This is a genomic window from Chitinophaga agrisoli, assembly GCF_008386695.1.
GTDB lineage: Bacteria > Bacteroidota > Bacteroidia > Chitinophagales > Chitinophagaceae > Chitinophaga > Chitinophaga agrisoli.
In genome coordinates, this window is the sequence record NZ_VUOC01000004.1 from 3,019,850 (window position 1) to 3,045,786 (window position 25,937).

Genomic DNA, 25,937 nt, shown 5'->3' on the forward strand with positions numbered 1-25,937 from the left:
AGGTAAAAATCATAAATGAATATACAAATTTTTCTTACAATATTATTTTCATTGATAACTGCTTCAATATTAAAGCTTAGGTAAAACAATTGTTATACCTTAAATTGCTTATTTGTTATCGTATTACTAACGCTCTGTTAAAGCATTGTTATCCGGGTATATACAAATTAAGGGCCAAATTGTTAAAACTTTGATATTTTAAGCATAGCTTAGCAATCTTTTTCGCATAGTACATGGACGAGATTAAACAGCTGATCACTAAGGAATTACATGATTTTGAGAGTAAATTCGCGGATGCGGTTAAAAGTCATGTGCCCCTGCTCGACAGGATCATGCATTATATCGTAAAGCGCAAGGGTAAACAGATCAGGCCCATGTTCGTGCTACTTTCCGCCCGCCTTTTCAGTACCGAGATACAGGAAAGCACCTATCGCGCCGCGGCACTGGTGGAGCTGTTGCATACTGCCACCCTGGTGCATGATGATGTGGTGGACGACGCCAATGAGCGCCGGGGCTTTTTTTCCATCAATGCCTTATGGAAAAATAAAATTGCCGTACTGGTGGGGGACTATCTGCTGACCAGGGGCTTACTGCTGTCCCTTAGCAACCATGACTACCGAACTTTGGAGATACTGACGGTGGCGGTACGCGAGATGAGCGAGGGCGAACTGCTCCAGATGGAGAAGACCCGTAAGCTGGATATCCAGGAAGATGTTTATTTTGACATCATCCGCCGGAAGACGGCCTCCCTCCTGGCCTCCGCCTGCGCCGCCGGGGCCTGGACCACCAGCAATGACGAAAACATTGCAGAACAGATGCGCCTTTTTGGGGAAAAGGTAGGCGTGGCCTTCCAGATCAAGGATGACCTGTTTGATTATGGGTCTGATAACGTGGGCAAACCCACCGGCATAGATATCCGGGAGAAAAAAATGACCCTGCCGCTGATCTATACCCTGCAGCAGGCCACCCCGGATGTAAAGCGCCGCATCATCAACATTGTAAAGAATCATAATACCGATAAAGAAAAAGTAGCTTCCGTTATTGCTATGGTTAAAGCCTCGGGGGGCATTGCCTATGCACAGGAGAAAATGTTCCAGTACAGGGACGAGGCGCTGGCTATCCTGCACACGTTCCCTGACAACGAGATCAGGAGGGGACTGGAACAATTAGTACGTTTTACTACTGACAGAACGTTTTAGGTGAGAGAAAGGGCAAGCGTGAATTGACTATTGACCGCCGCTATCTGACCATTGACTTTTCACCTATCACCTTTCACAAGACAGACATGCAAAAACGCTGGACCGTAAGATCATATCAACCAAAAGAAGAGGCGTTACTGCAGCAGTCCCTGCGCATACATCCACTATTATGCAGGCTGCTGGTGCAACGTGGCATTCATACCTATGATACTGCCCGGCAATTCTTCCGCCCTACCCTTGCAGATCTTCACGATCCGTGGACGATGAAGGATATGGATAAAGCCGTAACCCGCATTGAACAGGCCTTTATGGGCAAGGAGAAGATACTGGTGTACGGCGACTATGATGTAGACGGCACCACCGCTGTGGCTACCGTGTACGATTTTCTGCAAAGGATCTACCCTCATATTGAGTTCTATATCCCCCACCGTTACCGGGAGGGGTATGGCATTTCCACCGCCGGTATCACCTATGCCATTGAAAATGACTTTACACTGGTGATCGCGCTGGACTGTGGTATTAAATCCATGGCGCATATCACTGCGGCTAAAACGCATGGCATTGATTTTATCATCTGCGACCATCACCTGCCGGATGCCACGCTGCCGCCGGCAGTAGCTATACTGAATCCTAAACAATACGACTGCCCTTATCCTTATAAAGAGCTAAGCGGCTGTGGCATAGGCTTTAAGCTTATTACCGCGCTGGCCCAGAAGCTCGGCGTGGCGGAGCATACGGTGCTGCGCTACCTGGACCTGGTGGCCACCAGTATTGCGGCAGATATAGTGCCCATGACCGGCGAGAACCGGATCCTGGCCTTTCACGGCCTGAAGAAGGTGAACGAGGATCCCCTGCCGGGGATCCGGGCGCTGATCACCCTGAGCGAGCTGAAAGAAAAACTGACCATCTCCAACCTGGTGTTTGTGATCGCCCCGCGGGTAAATGCGGCCGGCCGGATGGATGATGCCCGGAAAGCCGTGAACCTGTTCGTGGAAAATGATTTTGAAAAGGCCACAGAGATAGCAGCCATCCTGCACGCTGACAATTTTGACAGAAAGGAAGTAGATAATAATATTACGCGGGAGGCGGTGGCCCTTATCCAGAATGATGCTACGCTGGCCACCCGCAAAAGCACCGTATTATATAAACCGGACTGGCATAAAGGCGTGGTGGGCATTGTAGCCTCCCGCCTGATCGATAAATATTTTTACCGCCCTACCATCATCCTTACCCAAAGCAATGACCAGGTGGCGGGTTCCGCCCGTTCCGTGATGGGCTTTAACGTATACGAGGCCATCCACCAGTGTAAAGACCTGCTGGAGAACTATGGCGGGCATTTCTATGCGGCAGGGCTTACATTGAAACCCGAGAATGTGGAGGCTTTCCGGCAGAAGTTTGAGGAAGTGGTATCTACCACTATTGATCCGGAGCTGCTGATCCCCGAGATCGTGATCGATTCTGAGATCACGTTTTATGACATGGACAAACGCTTCTATAATATACTTGACCAGTTTGAGCCGCTGGGGCCTGATAACCTGCGCCCTATTTTCCTGGCGCGCAATGTAACGGATACCGGTTTTTCCAGGATCGTAAAGGACGAGCATATTAAATTCTCCATTAAACAGGGCGAACATGGTATTGTATTTTCCGGCATCGGGTTCTTTATGGCGGAAAAGTTTGGTTTGCTAAGCAACCGGCGGCCATTTGATATGGTCTTTACCCTTGATGAAAATGAGTGGAACGGGAAAACAATGTTACAATTGAAAGTGATCGATATAAGAGCAAGCCACTGATCAGCGGTTAGCTATCAACCGTTAGCTAAAACTGCAAAAATACTAACGGCTGATAGCTGATGATTTTCAACTTACGGTTTACGCTGTTGCAGCATCCAGTTAAACAGGCCTGCATTTGAGTAAGCAGCCGTCCATGCGTCATGGCTTTTTACACTTGGTTCTGTAAATCTCACCAGTGCATTACCGGCACGCCTTACAGCATTCACCATATCAATGGAATTCACTACGGCTACCGTAGGATCATACTTATTATGGAAAGCCCATATAGGCATGGTCTTCAGGTTGGGCGCCTTAGGCACTTCGCCACCACCGCAGATAGGAACGATCGCCGCAAACTGCTGCGGATAGTACTCGCCCCATACCCAGGTCTGGAAACCGCCCATGCTCAATCCTGTCAGGATAACACGTTTAGGATCCACATGATATTTTGTGATAATTTGTTTAAAGAAGGCCTGCAGCGCATCTGTGTTCCACCAGCTGGCGGTACACTGCGGGGCTACCATTACAAATTGTTTACCTTTTACTACTCTGGGCAAGCCCACGTTTTTAATCTTGTTAATGTCGGTTCCCATTTCGCCAATGCCGTGGAGGAAAATCACGAGCGGCCATTTGTAAGTTTTGTTACTGTTGTAGGTATCAGGTACATACAGCAGGTAATTCGGATTGACGTTGCCAGCTGCACTGGCCAGTTTCTGGGTAGTAACGCCCAGTGTTTGTTGTGTAAAGACGTCTCCAGTTGTTGCTTCGGTTACTGGTTTTTCGTCGGAGCCTGCTTCTGCCTGCGGTGACACGACATCACTTTTAGAACACGCGGTTAAAACAAGGCTTCCAAATAATAAGACATGGATAAAATTTTTAAATGTCCCTTTTTTCATATGTCTCCCTTAAATTAAAATGGTCCCGTCCAGCGTTGCTGAACGAGACCGTTGTGGTGAATAAAATATGGTCGCAGTTTTAGACCAATACTCCCGATAAACGTATTTGTTACGCTATTATTGTAAAATTATTTTGCTCTTTTTTTCATTGCCCAGTAACTCCACACTTCTGTTCACAAAAGCGGTGAGATCTGCGCCAGTCAGCAGATTCTGAGACAACAGGGCCAGATCTGCCAGGTTGCGCACCAGCTTTTGCTGCTTATCATTATCTGTTTCCTGCAGTATTTGCAGGTAGATAGGATGGTTGGCGTTTACCGTCATATTAATCTCATCGGGCATATTTGCATACCAGTTCATACCGCCACCGCCTACGGCCGCCATATCCTTCATGCGGCGCATAAATTCCGGACGGGTAACGATCACAGGCTGGGCTTCCGCGCTCAGCCCTTTCAGCTCCACTTTAATATTGGGTTGCGGGATCTGCTGGCCAAACAGCTCTTTCAACTGGGTTTCCTGATCCTGGCTAAGTACGTGGTCGTTCTTCTCATCCTTATCTACCAGGTTATCCGCAATATCCGCATCCACACGGGTGAACTGCACGTTCTCCCATTTCATTTCCATATTGTTGATGAAAGCGGCGTCCACAATGGTTTCCAGCTTGATCACCTTATAACCTTTTGCTTTGGCTGCCTGTATATAGCTATCCTGTTGCACCGGGTTGGTGGCATACAGGATCACCAGCTTACCTTCTTTATTGGTTTGCAGGGCCTGCACTTCCTGACGGTATTCTTCCTGTGTATAGAATTTGCCGCCTTCCACCTCTTCGAGCACATGGAATTTGTTGGCTTTCTCCAGGAATTTATCGTCTGTCATCATGCCGTATTTAACAAACAGGCCAATGGACTCCCATTTTTCTTCAAAGCCTTTACGGTCCGTGCGGAACATCTCATCCAGCTTATCCGCCACTTTTTTGGTAACGTGGGCGTTGATCTTTTTCACATTGGGATCGCCCTGCAGATAGCTGCGGCTTACGTTCAGCGGGATGTCCGGGCTGTCTATCACGCCATGCAGCAGCATCAGGAACTCCGGCACAATGTCCTTTACTTCGTCTGTTACATATACCTGGTTGGCGTACAGGTTGATCTTATCTTTCTGGATCTCGTATCCCTTGGTGATCTTGGGGAAGTAGAGGATCCCGGTAAGATTGAAAGGATAGTCTACATTCAGGTGGATCCAGAAAAGCGGCGCTTCTGCAAAGGGATAGAGCTCTTTATAGAAATCCTGGTAATCCTGTGCGGTGAGCTCTGATGGTTTGCGTGTCCAAGCGGGATTGGTATTGTTGATCTGATTGTCTTCGAATTTGATAGGGATGGGCAGGAACTTACAGAACTTTTCCAGGATAGCGCGGATGCGGTTCTCATCCAGGAATTCTTCGCTTTCTGCGTTGATGTGCAGCACAATGTCTGTACCCCTGTCTTCTTTTGCGGTCTCTTCCAGCTGGTATTCCGGGCTGCCATCGCATTCCCAGCGTACGGCGGCGGAGTCAGGCCTCCAGGAGCGGGTAAAGATCTCAACCTGGTCGCTGATCATGAAGGAAGAGTAGAAGCCGAGGCCGAAATGGCCGATGATATTAGCGCCATCGCCCTGACCTTTGTATTTATTCAGGAACTCCTCCGCGCCGGAGAACGCTACCTGGTTGATGTATTTGTCCACCTCTTCTGCCGTCATGCCTATGCCGCGGTCTGAAATGGTGAGTGTCTTTTTTTCCTTGTCCAGTGTAACGGTTATTTCCAGGGGGCCCAGCTCACCTTTGAATTCGCCTACGCTGGCCAGGGTCTTAAGTTTTTGGGTTGCGTCCACGGCGTTGCTCACGAGCTCGCGGATGAAGATCTCATGGTCAGAATAGAGGAACTTCTTGATGATGGGGAAGATATTTTCGGTTTGTACGCGTATAGCACCTTTCTGCATGGGAATTCAGATTTTTTCAGTCCATTCCCAAAGTATGTGCCAGTGGGTGTGTGGCTGACAAGTTGTCCGGCCGGCCTCTTGGGTATAACATGTACCCGGCCCCGTCACCGGCAGAAAATGCAACAGGGTGTACAAAACACCCCCTTAGCAGTGTCATAGCAATGTTAATGCAGTGTCAATGCAGTTTCAATGCCATTATGCGGGAAATGATGATAGAAAGTGTGTCAACATAATTGAACAGGTATCAAGGGAAAGTCATACATTTATTTAACAAATAGATCATAAACAGGGTACCCAAAGCCGTACGACTATTTGTATTTTGCACAAATATTTAAAGTGTAATCCCAACTATCCGTTAATAAAATATCTTTTTCGTTTAACTCAAGGAAAACCTTTTCGCGTATGTTAAGACCGTTACTCCCTTATTTACTGGTTACTTACCTGTTTATGCTGCTATGTCCCGGCGCCTGGGCGCAAACCCAACCGGCGGCGCAGGCTATGCCTTATCAGCAGAATTTTGATGTACTTACCCCGGGCGCTACCGTGTACCCGGCGGGCTGGCAAGGCTGGGCCCTGGCGGGTTCCCCTTCCGGTAATTATAATACCGCACCACCGGAGAGCGATAAACCGCTCCTGTCAGGCACGGCTTCTTCCACTACCAATGGCGCCTATAATTACAATGGCAAAATGGGCTTCCTGAACAGCGGCTCCGTGGACAATGCGCTGGTATTGGCGCTGAACACCATCGGACAGCTGAACATTGCATTCCGGTATGATATAATGACCCTGCGCAACCCATTTGACGGGGGCAGCAATACCCGTGTTAACGAGGTAATGCTGCAATACCGCATTGGCAATGCCGGCAATTTTACCAACATCGCAGGAACGGTGTATCAGAACAACAACATCACACAAACCGGCTCCGGCGTAACTACACCGCAAAACCTGGTAAACATAATGGTAACGTTGCCACCAGACTGCAGCAATCAGCCCCTGGTGCAACTGCGCTGGGCCAACCGCCAGATCACCGGCGCAGGCTCGCGCCCCAGCTTTGCGATCGATAATATACAAGCCAGCAGCAGCGGCAGCGATACGGTGGCTCCCGCTATCAGCATGCTGCAACCTGCTAATGGGGAAGCTGCGGCGGCGCCCACTGTACGGCCTGCCATCACCTTTACAGAAAATATACAGGCCGGCAGCGGCAATATGATATTACATAATGTAAGCAATGGCACGCAACAGGTGTTTGCCATTGATAGCGCTGCGGTAACGATCGCTAATAATGCGCTTACATTAAATACCAGCCTGCAGCCGCTGACCTCCTACTATATTACGCTGGACAGCGCCGCGGTTACCGATCTTTCCGGCAATAGCTTTGGCGGTATCGACACCAGCGGCTGGCGCTTCCACACCGGCGAGCAGGTACTGAGCTTTGATTTTAATGATTGTACGCCCAGCGGCAGCAGCCAGCTTTCCGGCGGCTTCCGGCAGTATAGCGTAAGCGGCGCCCAGCTGTGGGGCTGTACCACTTTTGGGCAGAACAACAGCAATGGCGTACAGATCAACGGTTTTAGCGGCGGCCCGGTAGAGAATGACGACTGGCTGATATCACCCTCCTTTAACCTGAGCGGCTTTGCCGTTCCGCTATTGCGTTTTGCCAGCCGTACCGCGTTTGCCGGCCCGGCCCTGCAACTGATGGTGAGCACCAATTATGATGGTATCAGCAACCCGCATACGGCCAGCTGGACCTTGCTGAACGGGCAATTCCCCGCACAGGGCTCTGACGCCTGGCAGCTGTCTGACAGCATTAACCTGGCGGCCTTTAAACATGACAGCGTATATATCGCTTTTGTATATACCTCCTCCCCCAGCCTGAACGCAGCCCGCTGGATGCTGGATGATATCAGCGTGTTTAACAGCACGGTAACGCCCAAGCCTACTATTACGCTGAGCGCCCGCGCACTGGACTTTGATTATGTGCCGGTATCGCAAACATCTGCGCCGCAGCATTTTAGCTTCTGGGGTAATAATGTGCGGGATACGCTTAGGCTTACTGCCTCTGCCGGCTTTACCATGGCCAGGGACAGCGCCGGCCCGTACGGCCCGTTCCTGGGTTATGACTCCAGCGCAGTAGCTGCCGGTCCGCAAACGGTATGGGTACGCTTTACACCCAATGCGGCAGATCAAAACTTTAACGGCAGCATCACTTTCCGCACCAATGGCCTGAGCAGCGACCTGGTACAGCTGAAAGGCACCTCCCTGCGCTCCCTGAAAGTGGTGAACTGGAACATTGAATGGTTTGGCAGCCCGGCACAGGACCCAGCCAATGACAGCCTGCAGCAGGCAAATGTGACCACCGTGCTCAAAGCCCTGAATGCGGACATCTTTGCCCTGGCAGAAGTGGTAGATACCGCCCGTTTCCGTCAGGTAGTAAGCCAGTTGCCTGGTTATAGCTATATTATCTCTGACTTTGGTTCTTATGCGGATAATGTGAGCGACCCGGATTATGTGAGCGCACAGAAACTGGCCTTTGTATATAAAACAGATGTGATCCGCAGCATACGCTCCTATGGCGTATTGCGCCAGGGCGGCAGCGACAGCGCTTATTTTAACTGGTCATCCGGCCGCTTCCCTTACCTGATGGAAGCCAGCGCCCGCCTGAACGGCGATAGCGCGCGGATCCAGTTTGTGCTGCTGCATGCCAAAGCCAATACCGGCACCGCAGCCGATAAGATAGAAGGTTATTTCCGCCGCCTGCATGGCAACCAGGAGCTGAAAGACTCCCTGGATGCACAGTACCCGTACAGCAATATCCTGATGCTGGGCGACTTTAACGATGCGCTGGACAAGACCATCACCACGGAAATGGCGCCGGATACCACCACTACTTATATAAACTTTATCAATGACAGCACCCATTATAAACCCTTAACGCTGCCATTGAGCCTGGCCGGCCAGCAATCCACCGTATCCTTCGCTACGGTGATCGACAACGTGATCGCCTCTAATGAGATGGCACAGGCTTACCTGCCTGGCTCCGCCATGATCTTTACCCAGGCGGCCCAGCTGATAAGCAGCTATAGCAGCACCACTACGGACCACTACCCCGTAATAAGCCGTTATAACCTGCATAACCTGGCCCAGCTGAACCAGATACAATCCTTTACCGCCGTGGTTGACACCGGTATTGTAAAATTGAACTGGCGTACGCCTTATGAGACCAATGCGGCCCGGTTTATTGTAGAACGGTCCCGCGACCAGCGCGGCTTTAACGCTATAGACACGGTAGCGGCCCATGGCACTACTACCCTGCCCAATGCCTACCAGTCTTATGATTACAGCCCCTGGCTGGGTAAATCCTATTACCGGATAAAACTGGTGAACCTGGATGGCAGCGTGCTGTACTCCCCGGTACAATCCGTAAACGTGACTGTAAAGGACCTGCTGTGGCGCTTGCTGTGGTGCATTATTGGCAACCACCTGCAGATATGGCTGGATATGGAGAAAGACGCGGGTCAGGCCCAGCTGCAGCTGATCGACCTGTTTGGCCGGGTGAAATACCAGGGTCCCATGAACCTGGTGAAAGGCCGGAACTTTAAAGAGCTGGATATCAGTAAGATACCTACAGGGATCTATTTCCTGCGGGTACAGACGAAGGATGGCATCCAGACCAAGGAGATACTGGTTACCCACTAATTTTTTTTGAATAAACCCGTTTTTTAAGCGGCTGCTCCCTGGTAGGGCAGCCGCTTTTTTATATGGGAATATTAATTTTGTCCTGACGGGGAAAATTTAACCTGGCTTCCCGGCCGGACCACCGGCTTTTCATTACTATATAAGTAACTAGTTTTAAGCCCGTTACCCTATACCACCCGGTCCTTCCCCTGCCGGCACGCGCCCAAAAGCCGGCTATCCGGGCATCCGCCGGGGCATAAACCCTGAAACGGCCGCTATTGGGGGCTTGGGAATTGAAATATGTATTGTATCTTTGCCCTCCCAATTTTATTGGGCACAATTATTTTTTAAACCACAATTTTAAAACAGGGAAAATGAACAATTACGAATTGATGGTGATCTTTACCCCTGTGCTTTCTGAGGAAGACTTCAAAGCTGCTCAGAAGAAATTCGCTGATCTCGTTAAAGAGAACGGCGGAGAAGTAACGCACGAAAATCCCTGGGGATTAAGATCACTGGCGTATCCTATCCAGAAGAAAACCACGGGCATGTACCTGGTTCTGGAATATAATGCGCCATCCGACCTCAATGAGAAGCTGAAGATTCAGCTGAACCGCGATGAAAATGTATTACGCCACATGATCACTGCGCTGGACAAGTATGCTGTTGAGTACAATGGCAGAAAAAGACATGGCGTTAGTGCTGATTCTAAAACCGTAGAAGCTTAAACTTATGGCAGTAAAACAAGAAATTAAGTACTTAACCGCCGTTAAAACCGAGAAGCGCCAGAAGAAATACTGCCGTTTCAAGAAAATGGGCATCAAGTACGTTGATTACAAAGACGCGGAATTCCTGAAGAAGTTCCTCAATGATCAGGGTAAGATGCTGCCCCGCCGTATTACGGGTAACTCTCTGAAATTTCAGCGTAAAGTAGCCCAGGCTATTAAGAAAGCTCGTCAAATGGCTTTATTGCCTTATGTTACTGACCTTTTAAAGTAAGAACTAGTTATGCAAATAATCTTAATACAAGACGTTGATAACCTGGGCCAGAAAAATGAGCTGGTAAGCGTGAAAAACGGTTATGCCAGGAATTTTCTGATCCCTCAGCGCTTTGCAGTAGAGGCCAGCCCTTCCAACATGAAGCAGTTACAGGAACGCCTGAAAGTGCAGAAAGTGAAAGAAGAGAAGCTGTTGTCTGAAATTGCCAAGGTGGTAGAAGTACTGAAAGAGTCTCCGGTTAAAATCGGCGCTAAAACAGGTACCTCTGGTAAAATATTTGGTAGCGTAACCGGTGTGCAGATTGCACGTGCTATTAAAGAGCAGAAAGGTTACGAGATCGACCGCCGCCGTATCCACATTCTGGATGATGTAAAGGAATTAGGCACTTACAAAGCAAAGATCGATTTCGGTAAAGGCAATGAAGCCGAACTGGAATTTGAAGTTGTAGCTGAATAATAATACGGTTAAGATAAGCTGATACGATCCCGCTCTACACAGAGCGGGATCTTTTTTTATAATGCTGATGTGAATATGTTCACATCAGCATTTCAATTATTGGCAGGTACTATTTCCAGGCGTTACGCAGGAAACGCAGCCAGTTACCGTGCATTACATTGTCAATATCCGTGGCGGAATACCCGCGTTTCTCCAGGAGGCTGGCTACGCTCTGCAGGTCTGCAATGGTTTCCAGGTCATAGGGGCATTGCTCTTTACCAAAAGCGCCATCCAGATCAGAGCCGATGCCGATATGCAACGCATTACCGGCTATCTGGCAGATATGATCCATATGATCGATCATCACTTCTACAGAACATTGCATCTCTTTAGGATCAGATACGCCCCTTTGCCAGTTGGGCACCATCATCCAGGCATCCAGCGCGCCGCCTATCACCGCGCCCCTTTCTACCAGGGCCTTGATCTGATCGTCGCTGAACTGGCGGTTATGGTTTACCAGTGCGCGGCAGTTATTATGGCTGGCCCATACATGGCCATTAAAATGATCCAGGGCATCCCAGAAGCTCTCATCAGATAAATGCGTAGCATCCAGTATGATGTTCAGTCTTTCCATTTCTTTGAGGAGGGCATGTCCTTCCTTGGTCATAGGGCCGGTAGCATCCGTGCCCTGCGCATAACGGCCCGGGCCATAGTGCGCAGGCCCCAGCGCGCGCAGGCCGTATTCATATGCCCACTGCAGGTAATAGGTATCTACGATAGAATCTGCCCCTTCCAGGCTCAGGATATAACCGATCGGTTTTTGTGTATTAGGCTTGCCATTGTTCCAAAGCGCCAGGTGCCTTTCCAGCGAGGGCAGGTCTGTAATGGCCACCATCTCCCCTGCTTCTTCCATGGCCTGGTACCAGGCCAGCTGGCCCTGGGTCTGCGCCCATGCCTGCTCCGGAGAGAACCAGCCCGGCAGCGGATTATCCGGCGCTACGAAACGGGCTATCTGTGTAGCCACCACCAGACCAATATTTCCTTTACGCAGTTCCGGCAGGGCCACTACGCCTTTTCCGCGGTCTGGTTTGTCTGTGAGCCCCTGCTCTCTGGCCCTTATATCGTTTACCGGCAACCGCAGGTTACGGTTCCATTCCATAGCATTCATGCTTAGGTCAAGGTGTGCATCTACAATAAACACGATTGTGAATTTTTTAATGTGCGGATATGCAGCTGTGCAGATGATCTATCATCTGCACAGCTGTATTATTAAATGAGTATGCTTCTATTCCGTGCGGTTATTTTCCAAACCCCTTCCAGGTTCTGCTCACTGATAATATGGGCGCTGTCATACAGGGCCACTGTAGGACATATATGGTAAGGTATGCCATACAGTACCGTGCCTATAGGATAGGCTGCGTTATCCAGTACTTTGATCACCAGGTGCTCTTCGCTCTGTGATACGGGCACCGCTTCTGCCGCATTGATAAAATGCACCCGTTTGGGCAGCTGGTTCTCTGCGGCTACTGATTTATGGCCAAGATCAAGGCACACCAGATGCGGAGCAGGGTGAGATATTACCCGTGCCATTACCAGCACGGCAGGTTGATAATGCTGTTCAGGCAGCCCCTGTGCATAGCCCCAATCCCAGAACGCAAATGTACCCGGGCTGCATTCTATTTCCGGGCGCTGCGCATGTATGGGAAAAGTAGGCGAACCGCCAGCTACGATCAGTGGCACGGGCAGCCCTTTGATGGCGATAGATTTCGCCAATTTGGTGACGCCTGCATATGCATCGTTACAACGTTTTGTACGGAGGGTCAGGTCCGCATCATGCAGGTGACCATCATACGCATGCAACCCAACCAGCGTAATACCAGGCAGGGTAGACAGCTGGGCGTACAGCTCCAGCGCCTCAGCCCCCGGCGTAATCCCCGTCCTGTTCTGACCCAGGTTCAGATCCAGCCATACAGGCAGGCGTTGCTGCTTTGCCGCAAAATGGTCAGAGATGGCGGTAGCCGCCGTGATATCATCTACCAGGCAAGCGTATTTCGTTTGCGGGTATTGTTCTACTAAGGCAGCTAAACGCGCTATTTTAGGGCCTACCGGCTGATAGGCCAGCAACACATCCGCGGCCTGCACTATGCCCAGCATTTCTGCTTCCGCGATGGTGGCGCATTTGAATTTGTTGATACCGGCTTCCTGCATCAGGCGCACCACTTCCGGCATCTTTACCGTTTTAACGTGGGGGCGCAAGCGCGTTACGTTATCGATACTGCTCTTCAGTAAGGCAATATTCTCTTTCACCCGCTCCGGATAAAGCAGCAATGCAGGTGAATCTATCTCATCTGTGTTACGAAGGGTATACCAGGCCATAGTAATTACTAATTTGTAATTATTTAGTGGAGCTCAAAAAGGGCTTCTATTTCCACGGGGATATTATCCGGCAGGGTGCCCATGCCTACGGCGCTGCGCACGCCAATACCATTCTCCTCACCCCATATTTTGGCAAACAGCTCACTGCAGCCATTGATCACATAGGGATGACGGCCAAAATCGGTAGTGGCGTTCACCATACCCAGCACCTTTATCACGCGTTTTATTTTATCAAGGCTGCCCAGGTTGGCCACCAGTGTAGAAAGGATGGTCAATCCTACCTGGCGGGCGGCCAGCTTGCCCTGCTCAATGTCCAGGTCTGCGCCAATACGGCCAATGATAAGGCTTTTATCATCCTGTACCGGTCCGTGGCCGGATACATACACATGCTTACCATCTATCAAAAACGGCTTATATACACCCAGCGGCGTAGGCGCCGGCGGTAAGCTTAATCCTAATGCTTTGAAATTTTCTGTTGCTGATCCCACTGTTAAATGATTTTATGGTTCACTGATCTGATAAAGCTATGAATAAAAACAAATTCCTGCCGGTTTATTTGTGTAACCGGCGGTGCATAAAATGGTAGTATGTAAACGGTTATTCGTAGCGGAGCGCTACAATCGGATCCAGGCGGGCGGCCTTCATAGCAGGATAGATACCGGATATCAATCCTACGGTAGCACACATGCCAATGCCCAGTGTGATCCACAACCAGGGCACTACGAAACTGGATTTTAGCAATAAAGACATTACGTTACCAACTATCATGCCCAGGAACACGCCCAGCAAACCGCCGGTAACGCTAATGATAATGGATTCGTAAATGAACTGTTTGCGTATGGTGGGGGCGGTAGCGCCCAGTGCTTTGTTTACGCCTATTTCGCGGGTACGCTCTGCTACAGACACCAGCATGATGTTCATTAAGCCGATGGCGGAGCCAAATAAGGTGATAAAGCCAATCACTGCCGCAGCAAGGGTTATCTTACGCAGGTTGGCAAATAACATCTCTGCCAGGCTATCACTTTTGCTGATGTAGAAGTTCTCGCTTTCATTAAGATCCAGCTGGCGGATGATGCGGAAAAGGCCGGTGGCCTCCCCTATAGCAGACTCCAGCTGGGCTACATTATTCACAGATACGCCTATCTGGTACGAGGCATTGGGCCGGTTAAAGACGCGGCGCGTGTTGTTTACGGAGGTGAGCACAATGTTATCCGCGCTCATGATATTGCTGCTGCCTTTAGAGGCCAGCACACCTATGACCTTATAACGGACATCGCCCACACGTACTGCATTATTCACTACGTTTTTGAGGTTGCGGCCAAAGAGCTTTAATGCCACATCATGTCCCAATATTGCCACATTGCCACCGGACTGCACTTCCTGTGCGGTGAAATTACGGCCCTGGTCCAGGGTATAATTGGAGAATGCTACATAGTTCTCATCGCCCCCCATCACTGTTACATTGGGATTGGTCTTTTTATTATCCTTATACACGGTAAGGCCGCCAGCGGCATTAAAGGAAATGCAGACCATAGAGGGAAAGGTGAAGCGCTGTTTAAAATCCATCGCCTCATCGTAAGAGATCCTTTTATTACGGTTGGAGGTACGTACTTTTTTCTGTTGTTGTTTGCTGTTGCCTTTAGTGGCATTATCACCATTGCCTATGCGGATCATCATCTCCCGGTTGCGGATGGAGAAGCTGTTGGCTCCCATGCTGGCAAAGCTGCTGTACAAACTGCCCTTAATACTGTCTATGGCGGTAAGGATCCCTACCAGCGCCATGATACCAAAGGCAATGATCAGCACAGTTAGTCCGGTGCGTAAGCGGTTGCCACTGATAGAACGGGCGGCCAGGGAGAATATGTCACGGAATCGCATAGTGAAGGGTTATACATAAAGTTAATATAAAAGTTGGAAGGAGAAAGGGGAATAGTGAAGAGCGGGCGCAGAAAAAAGGGTCAGGAAAAGTTGCCAGGGCGCAAAAGAAAAAAGGTGAAAAACGGGAGGCGTACCCCTTCATTTTTCACCTTTCTGCATGTATGCTAAGATCTTAGGCCCACTGTAACAGCACGCCGGGGTATACGCCCAGCAGTATTACAATGATGATAGTTGCGATCAGTAATGCTTTAAAAGCAGGGGTAAAAGGCTCTACCTGCGGCTCTCCTGTTTTAAAGTACATGGCGATGATGACCCGGAAATAGTAGTATACGCTGATGGCGGCGCAAATAACGGCCAGGATCACCAGCCACAGTAACTGCCCTTGCTGTACGGCAGCAGAGAGCACGAAATATTTGGCAAAGAAACCAGCCGTGAGCGGCATACCTGCCAGGGAGAACAGGAAGATGGTAGCTGCCAGCGCCAGGAGCGGCTGCTTGCGGGCCAGGCCATTAAATCCTTCAAAGGTATAATCCTTTACTTTCATGAGCACGGCAAACATACCGATGGTGGCTACGCTATAAGCGGCGGCATACAGTACAATGCCCTGGGTGGCGGTCTCGTTAAGGGCGATCACCGCCAGCAGCATAAACCCTGCCTGCGCAATACTGGAGTAAGCCAGCATACGTTTTACGCTCTGCTGGAATACGGCGGTAAGGTTGCCCAGTAACAGCGTGGCGGCTGCAATAATGGCCAGCACCGGCAGCCAGTGGCTGCTGATAGCGCCGCCGGTAAAGCTTACATGGAACAGGCGCAGGAAGGCGATAAAACCACCCGCCTTTACCACGGTAGCCATAAAAGAGGTGAATACGGTAGGTGAACCATCATATACATCCGGCGTCCAGAAGTGGAAGGGCGCTGCGGATACCTTGAATGCGAGGGCAAAAATGAGCAGCATAATGCCCCCTATTGTTAAAGGATGCAGTTCTCCGGTACCCAGGGCCAGCTCCGCGATATTAAAAGTGCCGGTGGCGCCGTAGATAAGGGTGATGCCCATGAGCAGGATACCTGTAGAGAAAGAGCCCATCAGGAAGTACTTGAGGGAGGCCTCGTTGCTCTTCAGGTTCTTTTTGTCGCTACCTGCCAGTATGTATTGCGGTATGGAAATGATCTCGATGGCGAGGAACAGCATCAGCAGGTTGCTGAAACCAGTAGCCAGCATAATGCCGGAGAGGATAAAAAATACCAGCGCAAAGTAATCCGCTACATGCTCTCCTACTTTTTCAAACTCCCTGCCTGACAGCATAAAATACAACAGGGTGGCGCCCAGCATTACGGCGTTGAACAGTATGCTGAACCTGCTTACTTCCAGCATGCCAAAGAAGGCACGGCTGCTGCCTCCCTGTAGCGTACCGGCTTCCAGCAGATTAGCCACAAATGCGATCAGCACCAGTGCTATAGCAAAATATTTTATTTGCTGCTTATTGTTCACGAACAGCCCGACAAACATCAGTATAACACCCGATAAAGCAGTAGAAATTAATGCGTTCATATTTTTCTGTTACAAAAAAAGACTAACTAAAATACCTTATTCACCAGTTCTGTTGTACTACCTACCAGGTCCAACATGGGTTTTGGATAAACACCCAGAAACAGGATCACTCCCACGATGAGGCTTAACGCCACCAGCTCCGTATTCTGGAGGTCTACCGTAGTAGCGGTTAATGCGTTACCCTGTCCAAAGATCACTTTCTGCACCATATTCAGCGTGTATACCGCGGCCAGGATGATACCCAGACCAGCTACGCCCATGAGCCAGAAATTATACTGGAACAGGCCACTGAACATCAGGAACTCGCCTATAAAACCATTGGTAAGCGGCAGTGCGATATTGGCTAATGCGATAATGACCAGGAAGATAGATAAACGGGGCGCATACTGCGCAATACCGCCCATCTCGTCCATGTTCTTTATGTTAAGCCTTTGCTGGATGATCTCTACCACTATCCACAGCCCAATGATATTGATACCGTGGTTGAACATCTGGATCTGTATGCCCTGCAGGCTTTGCTCGTTATTGGCAAAGATAGCGGCGCACATAAGGCCAACGTGAGCGATGGAAGAGTATGCGATCAGGCGTTTAATATCTGTTTGTACGATAGCGATACAGGAGGCGTAGATGATACCGATCACGGATAACACCATGGCCACCTCTGCCCACATATAAGCGCCCTGGGGCACTACCGGCAGCAGCCAGCGGATCACGCCAAACAGGCCCATTTTCACCATTACGCCGGAAAGGATCATGGTAACGGGTGTAGGCGATTGCTCGTAAGTATCCGGCTGCCAGGTATGGAAGGGGAAGATGGGCATTTTGATGGCGAAGGCCACAAACAGCAGCCAGAATAACCAGGACTGCTCCTGCACCGGCAGGTTCAGGTTGGTAAAGGTGGTATAGCTGAAAGAACGGTCCGGCGACTGCAGGTACAGGTAAATGATACCTACCAGCATAAGCAGGGAGCCTGCAAACGTGTATACAAAGAATTTGAAGGTAACCGGTATCCGTTTTTCGCCGCCCCACATGGAGCAGAGGAAGTAGACCGGTATCAGGGCCAGTTCCCAGAACACATAGAACAGCATGGCGTCATAGGCGGTAAATACGCCTATCAGGCCGGCCTGGGAAAGGAGCATGAGGCCATAAAAGCTGCTGGCCCTTTCGTAGCTGCGGTTATAGATGGTGATGAACACCAGCAGGAAGGCAATGTTGGTGAGCAAACAAAGCATAACGGCCATGCCATCCAGCCCCACATTAAACTGGGCGCCCAGCTGCGGGATCCAGGGTGCTACCAAATGTAACGCATCCGGTGCTGTGCGGAACTGGAACAATGCGCCTATCACTACGGCTAAAGACGCCAGGGATGATATCAGGCCCAGCACTTTAGGTCCTGATCCCTTAAGGCCAAATGTAATGAGGCCTGTTACCAAAGGGATCAATATTAGTAAAACTGTCAACATAATCTTTTGCGTTCGCTTCTAAACCTTAAATTAAAAGTCCTATCACAAATAATACGATAATACCTATTACCATGGCAAATACATAGAAGCCTACCTGGCCGTTCTGTAACCTGCGCGCCTGCTGGCTGCCCCATTGTACGCCGCGCCCTACGCCATTCACCAGCCTGTCTATCCCTGCTTTCTCCAGCACATCCTGTAAGAAAGCGGATAACATACCCAGCGGTTTTACGATCACGGCGTCATACAGCTCATCCACATACCATTTGTTCTCCAGCACTTTGGCAAAACCGGTGTTCTCACGGCCGGTATCTTCAAACCTGGCGTATTTAGCGCGGGCAATGAAGATAAAGACGATCACCAGCACGGAGCTGATACCCATCAGCATCCATTCCATGCTATGCTCCAGCGGGTGTACTTCCGCAAAAGGCGCGGAAGGCGCAAACACAGGCGCCAGGTATTCTGCCAGCCAGTGTTTTACCCCAAATACTTCCGGCATACCTATGTAACCGCCTACTACAGAAAGTATAGCCAGTATTACCAGGGGAATGGTGATAGCGGAAGGACTTTCGTGCAGGTGATGCTCCTGGTCATGCGTGCCGCGGAAGCTGCCGGAGAAGGTGATGTAGTATAAGCGGAACATGTAAAACGCGGTCATCAATGCGCCGGCCAGGGCCAGGGCATATACGATCTTATTAACCTCGAAGGCATGCGCCAGGATCTCATCTTTGGAGAAGAAACCGGAGAGGCCCGGTATACCGGCAATAGCCAAACAACCAATTAAGAAGGTGGCGTTGGTAACCGGCATATATTTTTTAAGGCCGCCCATTTTGCGGATATCCTGTTCGCCGCCCATAGCATGTATCACGGAACCGGAGCCCAGGAACAGCAGGGCTTTAAAGAAGGCGTGCGTCATTACGTGGAATACGGCGGCGGTATAAGCGCCGGTACCCAGTGCAATGAACATATAACCCAGCTGACTTACGGTAGAATAAGCCAGCACTTTTTTGATATCATTCTGTTTAAGCGCGATAGATGCCGCCAGCAACGCAGTTGCCACACCAATGATCATGATCAGCGTCTGGACATGCGGGGCAAGGGTATATAACACGTTGCTGCGCGCTATCATATAGATACCTGCAGTTACCATGGTTGCGGCGTGGATAAGAGCGGATACCGGGGTAGGACCGGCCATCGCGTCCGGCAACCAGGTATACAGGGGGATCTGTGCAGATTTACCCATAGCGCCTACAAACAGCAGCAGCGCGATGATGGCAATTAAACCGCTATCGCCGTGGCCACCGATACCGGCAGCGCGGGGGAACACATCTACATAAGTTACGCTGCCAAACAGGGCAATCATCAGGAAGATACCCAGCAGGAAACCCAGGTCACCAATGCGGTTCATCACAAAGGCTTTTTTGGCGGCAACGTTATAGGAAGTATTCTTAAACCAGAAGCCGATGAGCAGGTAAGAGCAGAGCCCTACGCCTTCCCAGCCAATGAACATCATTACATAGTTGGCGCCCAGCACCAGTATGAGCATGGAGAACACGAACAGGTTCAGGTAGGCAAAGTAACGGGCAAAGCCTTCGTTACTTTCATCGTGCATATAAGAGGTGGAGTAGATATGGATCAATGACCCTACGCCGGTAATGATCAGGAGGAATAAGGCGCTCAGCTGGTCTACCTGGAAGGCAAAGGGAATATGCAGGCTGCCTACTGAGATAAAGTCAAACAGGGTGTAGGGCTGCACGCTAAATCCCGGCTGCCTAACCTCCAGGAACATCAATACGCTCACCACAAAGGCTGCCAGTATTACACCGCTGCCCACAATGCCTACCTGGGATTTGGATAGATATCTCCTTCCTAATCCATTAATCAGGAATCCTAATAATGGTAAAAATGGTACCAGCCAAACTAGATTGATCATTTATAAATAACGAATTACAATTACGAATTGGATGCGGATGATCTGCTCTTTCTCAGCACATCAGTTTTTCAACCTGTTCAGGATATTAATGTCTACGGAATGCGTATTCCTGTATACCATCACAATAATGGCCAGGCCTACGGCTACTTCCGCAGCGGCTACCACCATTATAAAGAATACAAAGATCTGTGCGGCGGCGGCGTCTATGCGGCCGGCATCGGCCCACATTTTAGAGAACGCAACCAGCAGCAGGTTCACGGCGTTCAGCATCAGCTCTATGCACATGAAGATGATGATGGCGTTCCTGCGCATCAGCACGCCCATTACCCCGATGCAGAACAATGCAATGCTAAGGAATATGTAATATTGAACAGGCATATCTTTTAATTACGAATTATCAATTACGAATGATGTACTAGTCTTCCTTTTTGCCTATTACCACGGCGCCTACCATAGCGCTGAGGAATAACACGCTGCTTACTTCAAACGGCACTACATATTCATGGAACAAGGTCTTTCCCAGGTTGGCGATAAGGCCAATCTCTGTAGCGCCGCCCTGGAGGGAAGGCATGCTCGCATCGCGCAGGGCGGCCACCATGATCACCAGCAGGGTACCGCCGCTGATAGCGCCGGCATATTTGAGCCAGTTACGTTTCTGTGGTTCCACATCGGCGTTGAGGTTCATCAACATGATCACGAAGAGGAACAACACCATGATAGCGCCGGCATATACGATGATATGCACCACGGCCAGGAACTGGGCGTTCAGCATTACGTAGTGACCGGCTATGGTAAAGAAGGTAAGGATCAGGCATAATACGCTGGTGACCGGATTTTTGCTCAGTATCACCCCCATGGCGGAAGCCAGGGATATTGCAGAAAGTACCAGGAAAATGATTTGTTGCGTACTCATAAACGATTTAAACAGTTTGTTTTTCTTTAGGATCGGGGATCAGCAGGTCCGGTTTGCCATATATAAAGCCTTTACGCTCGTAGTGAGCGGGCGCAAAAGTCTCTGTTAAGTAGATGGCATCCTTAGGGCATGCTTCTTCACAGAACCCGCAGAATATACAACGCAGCATATTGATCTCGTAACGGGCGGCGTATTTCTCTTCGCGGTACAGGTTCTCTTCGCCGGGCTTTCTTTCTGCCGCTTCCATGGTAATGGCCTCTGCCGGGCAAGCAACGGCGCATAAGCCACAGGCGGTACATCTTTCACGGCCCTCTTCATCCCTGTTCAGGATGTGCAGCCCGCGGAATACGGGGCTAAAGGGGCGTTTTTCTTCCGGGTAGTTCACCGTAGCCTTCTTTTTAAAGATGTGCTTAAAGGTGATCATCATCCCTTTGAGGATGGATGGTATATATAGTCGCTCTACAAATGTCAGGGGTCTGCGGTCTACCGGTTTAACCCTGGTTGTTAATGCTTGCATGATCGGTAATGCGTTTAATTGTTTCTTTTCAGTTACACTTTCACTTACTGCTTACTGGCGGGCCAGGATGATCGCGCCGGTGATTAGCATATTTACTAATGCCAGCGGGATCATGATGTTCCATCCTAAGCGCATCAGCTGGTCATACCGGAACCGCGGTATGGTCCAACGTACCCACATAAAAAAGAACAGGAATAACAAGATCTTGATGAACAAAGCTACAAAACCTAAGATGGTTACCAGGTTGGGGGCCAGACCCAGGCTATCCATGCCGGGGAAGCTGTAACCGCCAAAGTACAGGCTGGCCATCAATGCAGAACTGATAAACATGTTTATATATTCTGCAAACAGGTAAAAGCCCAGTTTCATAGAAGAGTACTCGAGGTGGTAACCGCCGTTCAGCTCATTCTCCGCTTCCGGCAGGTCAAACGGCGTACGGTTACATTCTGCAAAGGCGCATACCAGGAAAATGATAAAGCCCAAAGGCTGATATACTATATTCCAGAGGCCATGGCGTTGCTGTTCTACGATATCCTTCAGGCTCAGGGAGCCGGTGAACATGAGCAGGGCAATCAGGGACAGGCCCAATGCCAGCTCATAGGAGATGATCTGAGAAGCAGCGCGCACGGATGCCAGCAGTGAGAATTTATTATTGGAGGCCCAGCCACCCAGCATAATACCATATACACCCAGGCTCACTACGCCAAAGATGTACAGGATGCCGATGTTGATGTCTGCCACCTGCAGGGGGATCTGCCGGCCGGCAATGGTGAGCACATCACCCCAGGGAATAACGGCGCTGGTCATACAAGCTACCAGCATAGCCACGGAAGGCCCCAGGATGAAGAGGAAGCGATGGGAATTGGTGGGGATGATCTCTTCCTTGAAGAAGAGTTTACCGCCATCCGCCAGGGGTTGTAACAGCCCCATAAAACCTGCACGGTTAGGACCGCGCCTGTCCTGTATAATAGCGGCTACCTTCCTTTCGCCCCAGGTAGAGTACATGGCAACTCCCAATGAAAGAGCCAGCACACCTGAGATGAGCGCTAATTTCTCCACTATAAATACCCAATCTATAACCATAATATCAATTACGAATTGTCAATTACTATTTACGAATTACTTCCTGAAATCATCCGAATGGGCCGGGCCGTCTATTTTAGACAGATCGATCTCCGGCCGGTTCACCTCGCTCACGCTATGGATATCCATCAGCAGGCGCGGTTGGCGGCCATCCAGCACATCCGTGAGGATTTCCTTCGGTTTCACGGTGCCTACATAGTGGCCCTGTGAGATCACGCTGTGACGGTCTATCTTGCGCGGGCCTTCTATGGTCCAGGCGCTGGCTTCTTTGGTATCGAAACGGCAGGTATCGCAGATGAACTCTTCTACCTCGCCATATTTATCCTTGCGGGCGGTTACGCGGAAGATCTCATCCCCACGCATCCACAGCACGGTCTTGCCGCAGCATTTATCACAGTTACGGTGCGCATCCACCGGTTTCAGGAACCATACGCGGTTCTTGAAGCGGAAGGTCCGGTCTGTGAGGGCGCCTACGGGGCATACATCTATTACGTTGCCGATAAAGTCATTGTCCAGCGCTTTATGGATATAAGTGCTGATCTCTGCATGTTCGCCGCGGCCCAGGATACCGTGCTCGCGCCGGTTGGTGAGCTGGTCTGCGGTGAATACACAACGGTAGCAAAGTATGCAGCGCGTCATGTGCAGTTTGATGTTATCGCCTATATCTATCTGGTCAAATGTGCGGCGTTTGAATTCGTAGCGGGTACCATCTGCTCCATGTTCATAACCCAGGTTCTGCAAATCACATTCGCCCGCCTGGTCGCACACGGGGCAATCCAGCGGGTGGTTAAGCAGCAGGAACTCCACTACGCCTTTGCGGGCGTCCTGTACTTCCGGAGAGGTGATGTTGGCTACTTCCATACCATCCATTACGGTAGTACGGCAGCTGGCCACCAGTTTGGGCATAGGGCGCGGATCGGCCTCGGAGCCTTTGGTTACTTTTACCAGGCAGGTACGGCATTTGCCGCCGCTGCCCTGTAATTTGGAATAATAACACATTGCCGGCGGCACAATATCCCCTCCTATCTGGCGGGCAGCATTGAGGATAGTAGTACCCGGCTCCACTTCCACGGAGATATTATCGATCTTGACCTTGAATAATTTTTTCTCGTCAGCCATTTTTATATGTTTAAAGCTGTGGCATTACACTGCGGCGGCAACGGCAGCAGGTACCGGTAAGGGATCTGCATAATGCGCCAGGCCATAGTTACGTTTCAGACATTCTTCCGGGTTCAGCACATGCCACTCAAACTCGTCACGGAAGTGACGGATGGCGGCAGCTATAGGCCATGCGGCCGCATCTCCCAGCGGGCAAATGGTGTTGCCTTCTATTTTGCGTTGTATATCCCACAGCAGGTCTATATCACTCATCTTTCCTTTTCCGTTCTCGATGTTGTTGAGCACGCGCTTCATCCAACCGGTGCCTTCGCGGCAGGGGCTGCACTGTCCGCAGCTTTCGTGGTGGTAGAAACGGGCCAGCGTTAAGGTGTTGCGCACCACGCACTGGTCTTCGTCCAGCACAATAAAACCGCCGGAGCCCAGCATGGAGCCGGTGACGAAACCGCCATCATTCAGGCCTTCGTACGTCATCATACGGGGCTCGCCTTTTGCTGTTTTCAGCAGCAGGTTAGCCGGCAGGATGGGAACGGAAGAACCGCCCGGTATGCAGGCTTTCAGGCGTTTGCCATTGGCAATACCGCCGCAGTATTCATCAGAATAAATGAACTCCTCTACGGAGATATCCATTCCTATTTCATACACACCCGGTTTGTTGATGTTACCACAGGCGGAGATCAGCTTAGTACCAGTAGATTTACCGATACCGATCTTGGCGTATTCCTCACCGCCTATATTGATGATGGGCACTACGGCCGCTAAGGTCTCTACGTTGTTCACCACGGTAGGCGATTCCCACAATCCCTTTACAGCGGGGAATGGCGGCTTAATGCGCGGGTTACCGCGTTTACCTTCCAGGGATTCTATCAGGGCTGTTTCCTCGCCGCAGATATAAGCGCCTGCACCGCGTTGTACATATATTTCCAGGTCATACCCGGTGCCTTGTATATTCTTGCCTAACCAGTTATTCCGCTTAGCTTCTTCGATAGCTTCTTCCAGGATATCCGGGATCCAGGCGTATTCGCCACGGATGTAGATGTAAGTACGGTGAGCGCCCAAAGCAAAACTGGAGATCAGCAGGCCTTCTATCAACAAGTGCGGCAGGAACTCCATGAGGTAACGGTCCTTAAAGGTGCCCGGCTCAGATTCGTCTGCGTTGCACACCAGGTAACGGGGCACACCTTCCGGTTTGGCCAGGAAGCTCCATTTTAAACCGGTAGGGAAACCGGCGCCACCACGGCCGCGCAGGCCGCTCTTCTTCACTTCTTCCACTACCTGTTCCGGGCTCATGCCTTTGAACACTTTTTCAGCAGCGGCATACCCTCCATTGGCCCGGTACACATCGTAGTACCGGATATTCTCAATATGTGCTTTGTCTAAAAGTAGTTTGCGTGCCATGATTTATATTATGTTATCCGCTTTCCTGATCCTTTCTCTTGAAAAGCGCTCTCCTATACGATACAGCATTATGCCGGTGCCTAATCCACAAAGAAACCCTATCATCGCATGCTGCCGGTTCCACAATCCACTGCACATGATCAGTAATAAGACCAGATCCAGTAACAACATTTTATGCCGGTGATATAATTCCAGTATTCGCATAGTGGTGTATGGTTTTAATTAGGTTGGTCAGTTTGCTTTTGCCCTGCACTCTTCAATGATGGCATCCACTTTTTCCGGCGTCAGGTGTTCGCGGAAGTGTTTGCCCAACTGCATCATAGGAGCATATCCGCAAGCGCCCAGGCACTCTACCGTTTTAAGGGTAAAAAGCCCGTCTGCTGTGGTCTCTCCTACGCCAATACCCAGTTTCTTTTTGATATAATCAATGATCTGGTCAGAGCCACTGATCATACACGGACCGGTTTGGCATACTTCAAAGAGGTATTTGCCTACCGGCTGCATGTTAAACATACTGTAAAAGGTAGCCACCTCATACACTTCTATCGGCGTGATCTGCAGCAGGGAGGCCACATAATCCATGGTCTCTGCGCTCAACCAGCCGCCGAACGATTCCTGGGCCAGGTGCAACACAGGTATCAGCGCGCTTTTATGTTTCCCTTCCGGGTAACGGGCGATGATCTCTTTTACTTTATTCAGCTTCTCTTCAGAAAATTGAACGGCCATTTATAAAACTTACTTTATTGTTAATCTTCAAAATAAGAAATACG

Annotated in this window: 22 protein-coding genes; 6 read left to right on the plus strand and 16 right to left on the minus strand. The window is 50.1% G+C overall.

Features of this window, described 5'->3' with window-relative positions; genetic code table 11:
* Positions 1-233: 233 nt before the first annotated feature.
* Positions 234-1,199: a polyprenyl synthetase family protein gene (locus tag F0L74_RS31010; RefSeq protein WP_149841760.1), complete on the plus strand. Its 966-nt coding sequence runs from the start codon at positions 234-236 to the stop codon at positions 1,197-1,199.
* Between the two features lie 86 nt (positions 1,200-1,285).
* Positions 1,286-2,992 carry a single-stranded-DNA-specific exonuclease RecJ gene (gene recJ, locus F0L74_RS31015; protein ID WP_149841761.1) on the plus strand — a complete coding sequence of 569 codons (1,707 nt, stop codon included), beginning with the start codon at positions 1,286-1,288 and terminating at the stop codon, positions 2,990-2,992.
* A 71-nt stretch (positions 2,993-3,063) separates the two neighbouring features.
* Here the strand turns inward: recJ and F0L74_RS31020 are convergent, their stop codons facing one another.
* Together F0L74_RS31020 and htpG are read right to left on the minus strand one after the other, a co-directional pair.
* Positions 3,064-3,783: a carboxylesterase family protein gene (locus F0L74_RS31020; protein ID WP_188316241.1), complete on the minus strand. Its 720-nt coding sequence runs from the start codon at positions 3,781-3,783 to the stop codon at positions 3,064-3,066.
* Between the two features lie 201 nt (positions 3,784-3,984).
* Positions 3,985-5,835, minus strand: a complete 1,851-nt coding sequence (htpG, locus tag F0L74_RS31025; RefSeq protein WP_149841763.1) for a molecular chaperone HtpG — start codon at positions 5,833-5,835, stop codon at positions 3,985-3,987.
* 402 nt (positions 5,836-6,237) lie between these two features.
* On the opposite strand from htpG, the gene F0L74_RS31030 reads away from it, so the two are divergent.
* The 4 genes from F0L74_RS31030 to rplI all read left to right on the plus strand — a co-directional run bounded on the left by F0L74_RS31030 (position 6,238) and on the right by rplI (position 10,965).
* The gene (locus F0L74_RS31030) at positions 6,238-9,531 is read left to right on the plus strand and encodes a T9SS-dependent choice-of-anchor J family protein (protein WP_149841764.1); all 3,294 of its coding nucleotides are present in this window, start codon (positions 6,238-6,240) and stop codon (positions 9,529-9,531) included.
* Between the two features lie 353 nt (positions 9,532-9,884).
* Positions 9,885-10,238: a 30S ribosomal protein S6 gene (gene rpsF / locus F0L74_RS31035; RefSeq protein ID WP_149841765.1), complete on the plus strand. Its 354-nt coding sequence runs from the start codon at positions 9,885-9,887 to the stop codon at positions 10,236-10,238.
* Between the two features lie 4 nt (positions 10,239-10,242).
* Positions 10,243-10,509 carry a 30S ribosomal protein S18 gene (gene rpsR / locus F0L74_RS31040; RefSeq protein ID WP_089906128.1) on the plus strand — a complete coding sequence of 89 codons (267 nt, stop codon included), beginning with the start codon at positions 10,243-10,245 and terminating at the stop codon, positions 10,507-10,509.
* A gap of 9 nt (positions 10,510-10,518) precedes the next feature.
* A complete protein-coding gene (gene rplI / locus F0L74_RS31045; RefSeq protein ID WP_149841766.1) occupies positions 10,519-10,965 on the plus strand; it encodes a 50S ribosomal protein L9 in 447 nt (148 codons plus the stop codon).
* Between the two features lie 109 nt (positions 10,966-11,074).
* Here the strand turns inward: rplI and F0L74_RS31050 are convergent, their stop codons facing one another.
* From F0L74_RS31050 to nuoE, 14 genes are all read right to left on the minus strand, one after another.
* Positions 11,075-12,145 (minus strand): dipeptidase, encoded by a 1,071-nt coding sequence (locus tag F0L74_RS31050; protein ID WP_149841767.1) that lies wholly within the window; start codon positions 12,143-12,145, stop codon positions 11,075-11,077.
* Between the two features lie 68 nt (positions 12,146-12,213).
* Positions 12,214-13,320 (minus strand): D-TA family PLP-dependent enzyme, encoded by a 1,107-nt coding sequence (locus F0L74_RS31055; protein WP_149841768.1) that lies wholly within the window; start codon positions 13,318-13,320, stop codon positions 12,214-12,216.
* A 23-nt stretch (positions 13,321-13,343) separates the two neighbouring features.
* On the minus strand, positions 13,344-13,808 hold the full coding sequence (locus F0L74_RS31060; RefSeq protein ID WP_149841769.1) for a RidA family protein: 465 nt from the start codon (positions 13,806-13,808) through the stop codon (positions 13,344-13,346).
* Positions 13,809-13,917: 109 nt separating this feature from the next.
* The gene (locus F0L74_RS31065; protein WP_149841770.1) at positions 13,918-15,198 is read right to left on the minus strand and encodes an ABC transporter permease; all 1,281 of its coding nucleotides are present in this window, start codon (positions 15,196-15,198) and stop codon (positions 13,918-13,920) included.
* A gap of 172 nt (positions 15,199-15,370) precedes the next feature.
* On the minus strand, positions 15,371-16,747 hold the full coding sequence (locus F0L74_RS31070) for an NADH-quinone oxidoreductase subunit N (RefSeq protein ID WP_149841771.1): 1,377 nt from the start codon (positions 16,745-16,747) through the stop codon (positions 15,371-15,373).
* Between the two features lie 26 nt (positions 16,748-16,773).
* Positions 16,774-18,210, minus strand: a complete 1,437-nt coding sequence (locus tag F0L74_RS31075; protein ID WP_149841772.1) for a complex I subunit 4 family protein — start codon at positions 18,208-18,210, stop codon at positions 16,774-16,776.
* Positions 18,211-18,235: 25 nt separating this feature from the next.
* On the minus strand, positions 18,236-20,140 hold the full coding sequence (gene nuoL / locus F0L74_RS31080) for an NADH-quinone oxidoreductase subunit L (protein ID WP_149841773.1): 1,905 nt from the start codon (positions 20,138-20,140) through the stop codon (positions 18,236-18,238).
* Positions 20,141-20,200: 60 nt separating this feature from the next.
* Positions 20,201-20,518, minus strand: coding sequence for an NADH-quinone oxidoreductase subunit NuoK (gene nuoK / locus F0L74_RS31085; RefSeq protein ID WP_149841774.1), 318 nt, complete (start codon positions 20,516-20,518; stop codon positions 20,201-20,203).
* A gap of 37 nt (positions 20,519-20,555) precedes the next feature.
* Positions 20,556-21,053 (minus strand): NADH-quinone oxidoreductase subunit J family protein, encoded by a 498-nt coding sequence (locus F0L74_RS31090; RefSeq protein WP_149841775.1) that lies wholly within the window; start codon positions 21,051-21,053, stop codon positions 20,556-20,558.
* 7 nt (positions 21,054-21,060) lie between these two features.
* Positions 21,061-21,570: an NADH-quinone oxidoreductase subunit NuoI gene (gene nuoI, locus F0L74_RS31095; protein ID WP_149841776.1), complete on the minus strand. Its 510-nt coding sequence runs from the start codon at positions 21,568-21,570 to the stop codon at positions 21,061-21,063.
* A gap of 51 nt (positions 21,571-21,621) precedes the next feature.
* On the minus strand, positions 21,622-22,653 hold the full coding sequence (gene nuoH, locus F0L74_RS31100; RefSeq protein WP_188316242.1) for an NADH-quinone oxidoreductase subunit NuoH: 1,032 nt from the start codon (positions 22,651-22,653) through the stop codon (positions 21,622-21,624).
* A gap of 36 nt (positions 22,654-22,689) precedes the next feature.
* On the minus strand, positions 22,690-23,772 hold the full coding sequence (locus tag F0L74_RS31105) for an NADH-quinone oxidoreductase subunit G (protein ID WP_149841777.1): 1,083 nt from the start codon (positions 23,770-23,772) through the stop codon (positions 22,690-22,692).
* A gap of 24 nt (positions 23,773-23,796) precedes the next feature.
* Entirely contained in the window at positions 23,797-25,167 is a 1,371-nt protein-coding gene (gene nuoF / locus F0L74_RS31110; protein ID WP_149841778.1) for an NADH-quinone oxidoreductase subunit NuoF, read from the minus strand.
* A 231-nt stretch (positions 25,168-25,398) separates the two neighbouring features.
* Positions 25,399-25,893: an NADH-quinone oxidoreductase subunit NuoE gene (gene nuoE, locus F0L74_RS31115; RefSeq protein ID WP_149841779.1), complete on the minus strand. Its 495-nt coding sequence runs from the start codon at positions 25,891-25,893 to the stop codon at positions 25,399-25,401.
* Between the last annotated feature and the right edge of the window lie 44 nt (positions 25,894-25,937).

Coding starts and splice junctions, on each gene's coding strand:
- F0L74_RS31090 (WP_149841775.1), bottom strand. CDS start 21,053: ATGAGTACGCAACAAATCATTTTCCTGGTACTTTCTGCAATATCCCTG.
- nuoI (WP_149841776.1), bottom strand. CDS start 21,570: ATGCAAGCATTAACAACCAGGGTTAAACCGGTAGACCGCAGACCCCTG.
- rpsR (WP_089906128.1), top strand. CDS start 10,243: ATGGCAGTAAAACAAGAAATTAAGTACTTAACCGCCGTTAAAACCGAG.
- nuoL (WP_149841773.1), bottom strand. CDS start 20,140: ATGATCAATCTAGTTTGGCTGGTACCATTTTTACCATTATTAGGATTC.
- F0L74_RS31010 (WP_149841760.1), top strand. CDS start 234: ATGGACGAGATTAAACAGCTGATCACTAAGGAATTACATGATTTTGAG.
- F0L74_RS31070 (WP_149841771.1), bottom strand. CDS start 16,747: ATGAACGCATTAATTTCTACTGCTTTATCGGGTGTTATACTGATGTTT.
- htpG (WP_149841763.1), bottom strand. CDS start 5,835: ATGCAGAAAGGTGCTATACGCGTACAAACCGAAAATATCTTCCCCATC.
- nuoK (WP_149841774.1), bottom strand. CDS start 20,518: ATGCCTGTTCAATATTACATATTCCTTAGCATTGCATTGTTCTGCATC.
- nuoE (WP_149841779.1), bottom strand. CDS start 25,893: ATGGCCGTTCAATTTTCTGAAGAGAAGCTGAATAAAGTAAAAGAGATC.
- nuoH (WP_188316242.1), bottom strand. CDS start 22,653: ATGGTTATAGATTGGGTATTTATAGTGGAGAAATTAGCGCTCATCTCA.
- rpsF (WP_149841765.1), top strand. CDS start 9,885: ATGAACAATTACGAATTGATGGTGATCTTTACCCCTGTGCTTTCTGAG.
- F0L74_RS31055 (WP_149841768.1), bottom strand. CDS start 13,320: ATGGCCTGGTATACCCTTCGTAACACAGATGAGATAGATTCACCTGCA.
- F0L74_RS31105 (WP_149841777.1), bottom strand. CDS start 23,772: ATGGCTGACGAGAAAAAATTATTCAAGGTCAAGATCGATAATATCTCC.
- F0L74_RS31030 (WP_149841764.1), top strand. CDS start 6,238: ATGTTAAGACCGTTACTCCCTTATTTACTGGTTACTTACCTGTTTATG.
- recJ (WP_149841761.1), top strand. CDS start 1,286: ATGCAAAAACGCTGGACCGTAAGATCATATCAACCAAAAGAAGAGGCG.
- nuoF (WP_149841778.1), bottom strand. CDS start 25,167: ATGGCACGCAAACTACTTTTAGACAAAGCACATATTGAGAATATCCGG.
- F0L74_RS31065 (WP_149841770.1), bottom strand. CDS start 15,198: ATGCGATTCCGTGACATATTCTCCCTGGCCGCCCGTTCTATCAGTGGC.
- rplI (WP_149841766.1), top strand. CDS start 10,519: ATGCAAATAATCTTAATACAAGACGTTGATAACCTGGGCCAGAAAAAT.
- F0L74_RS31075 (WP_149841772.1), bottom strand. CDS start 18,210: ATGTTGACAGTTTTACTAATATTGATCCCTTTGGTAACAGGCCTCATT.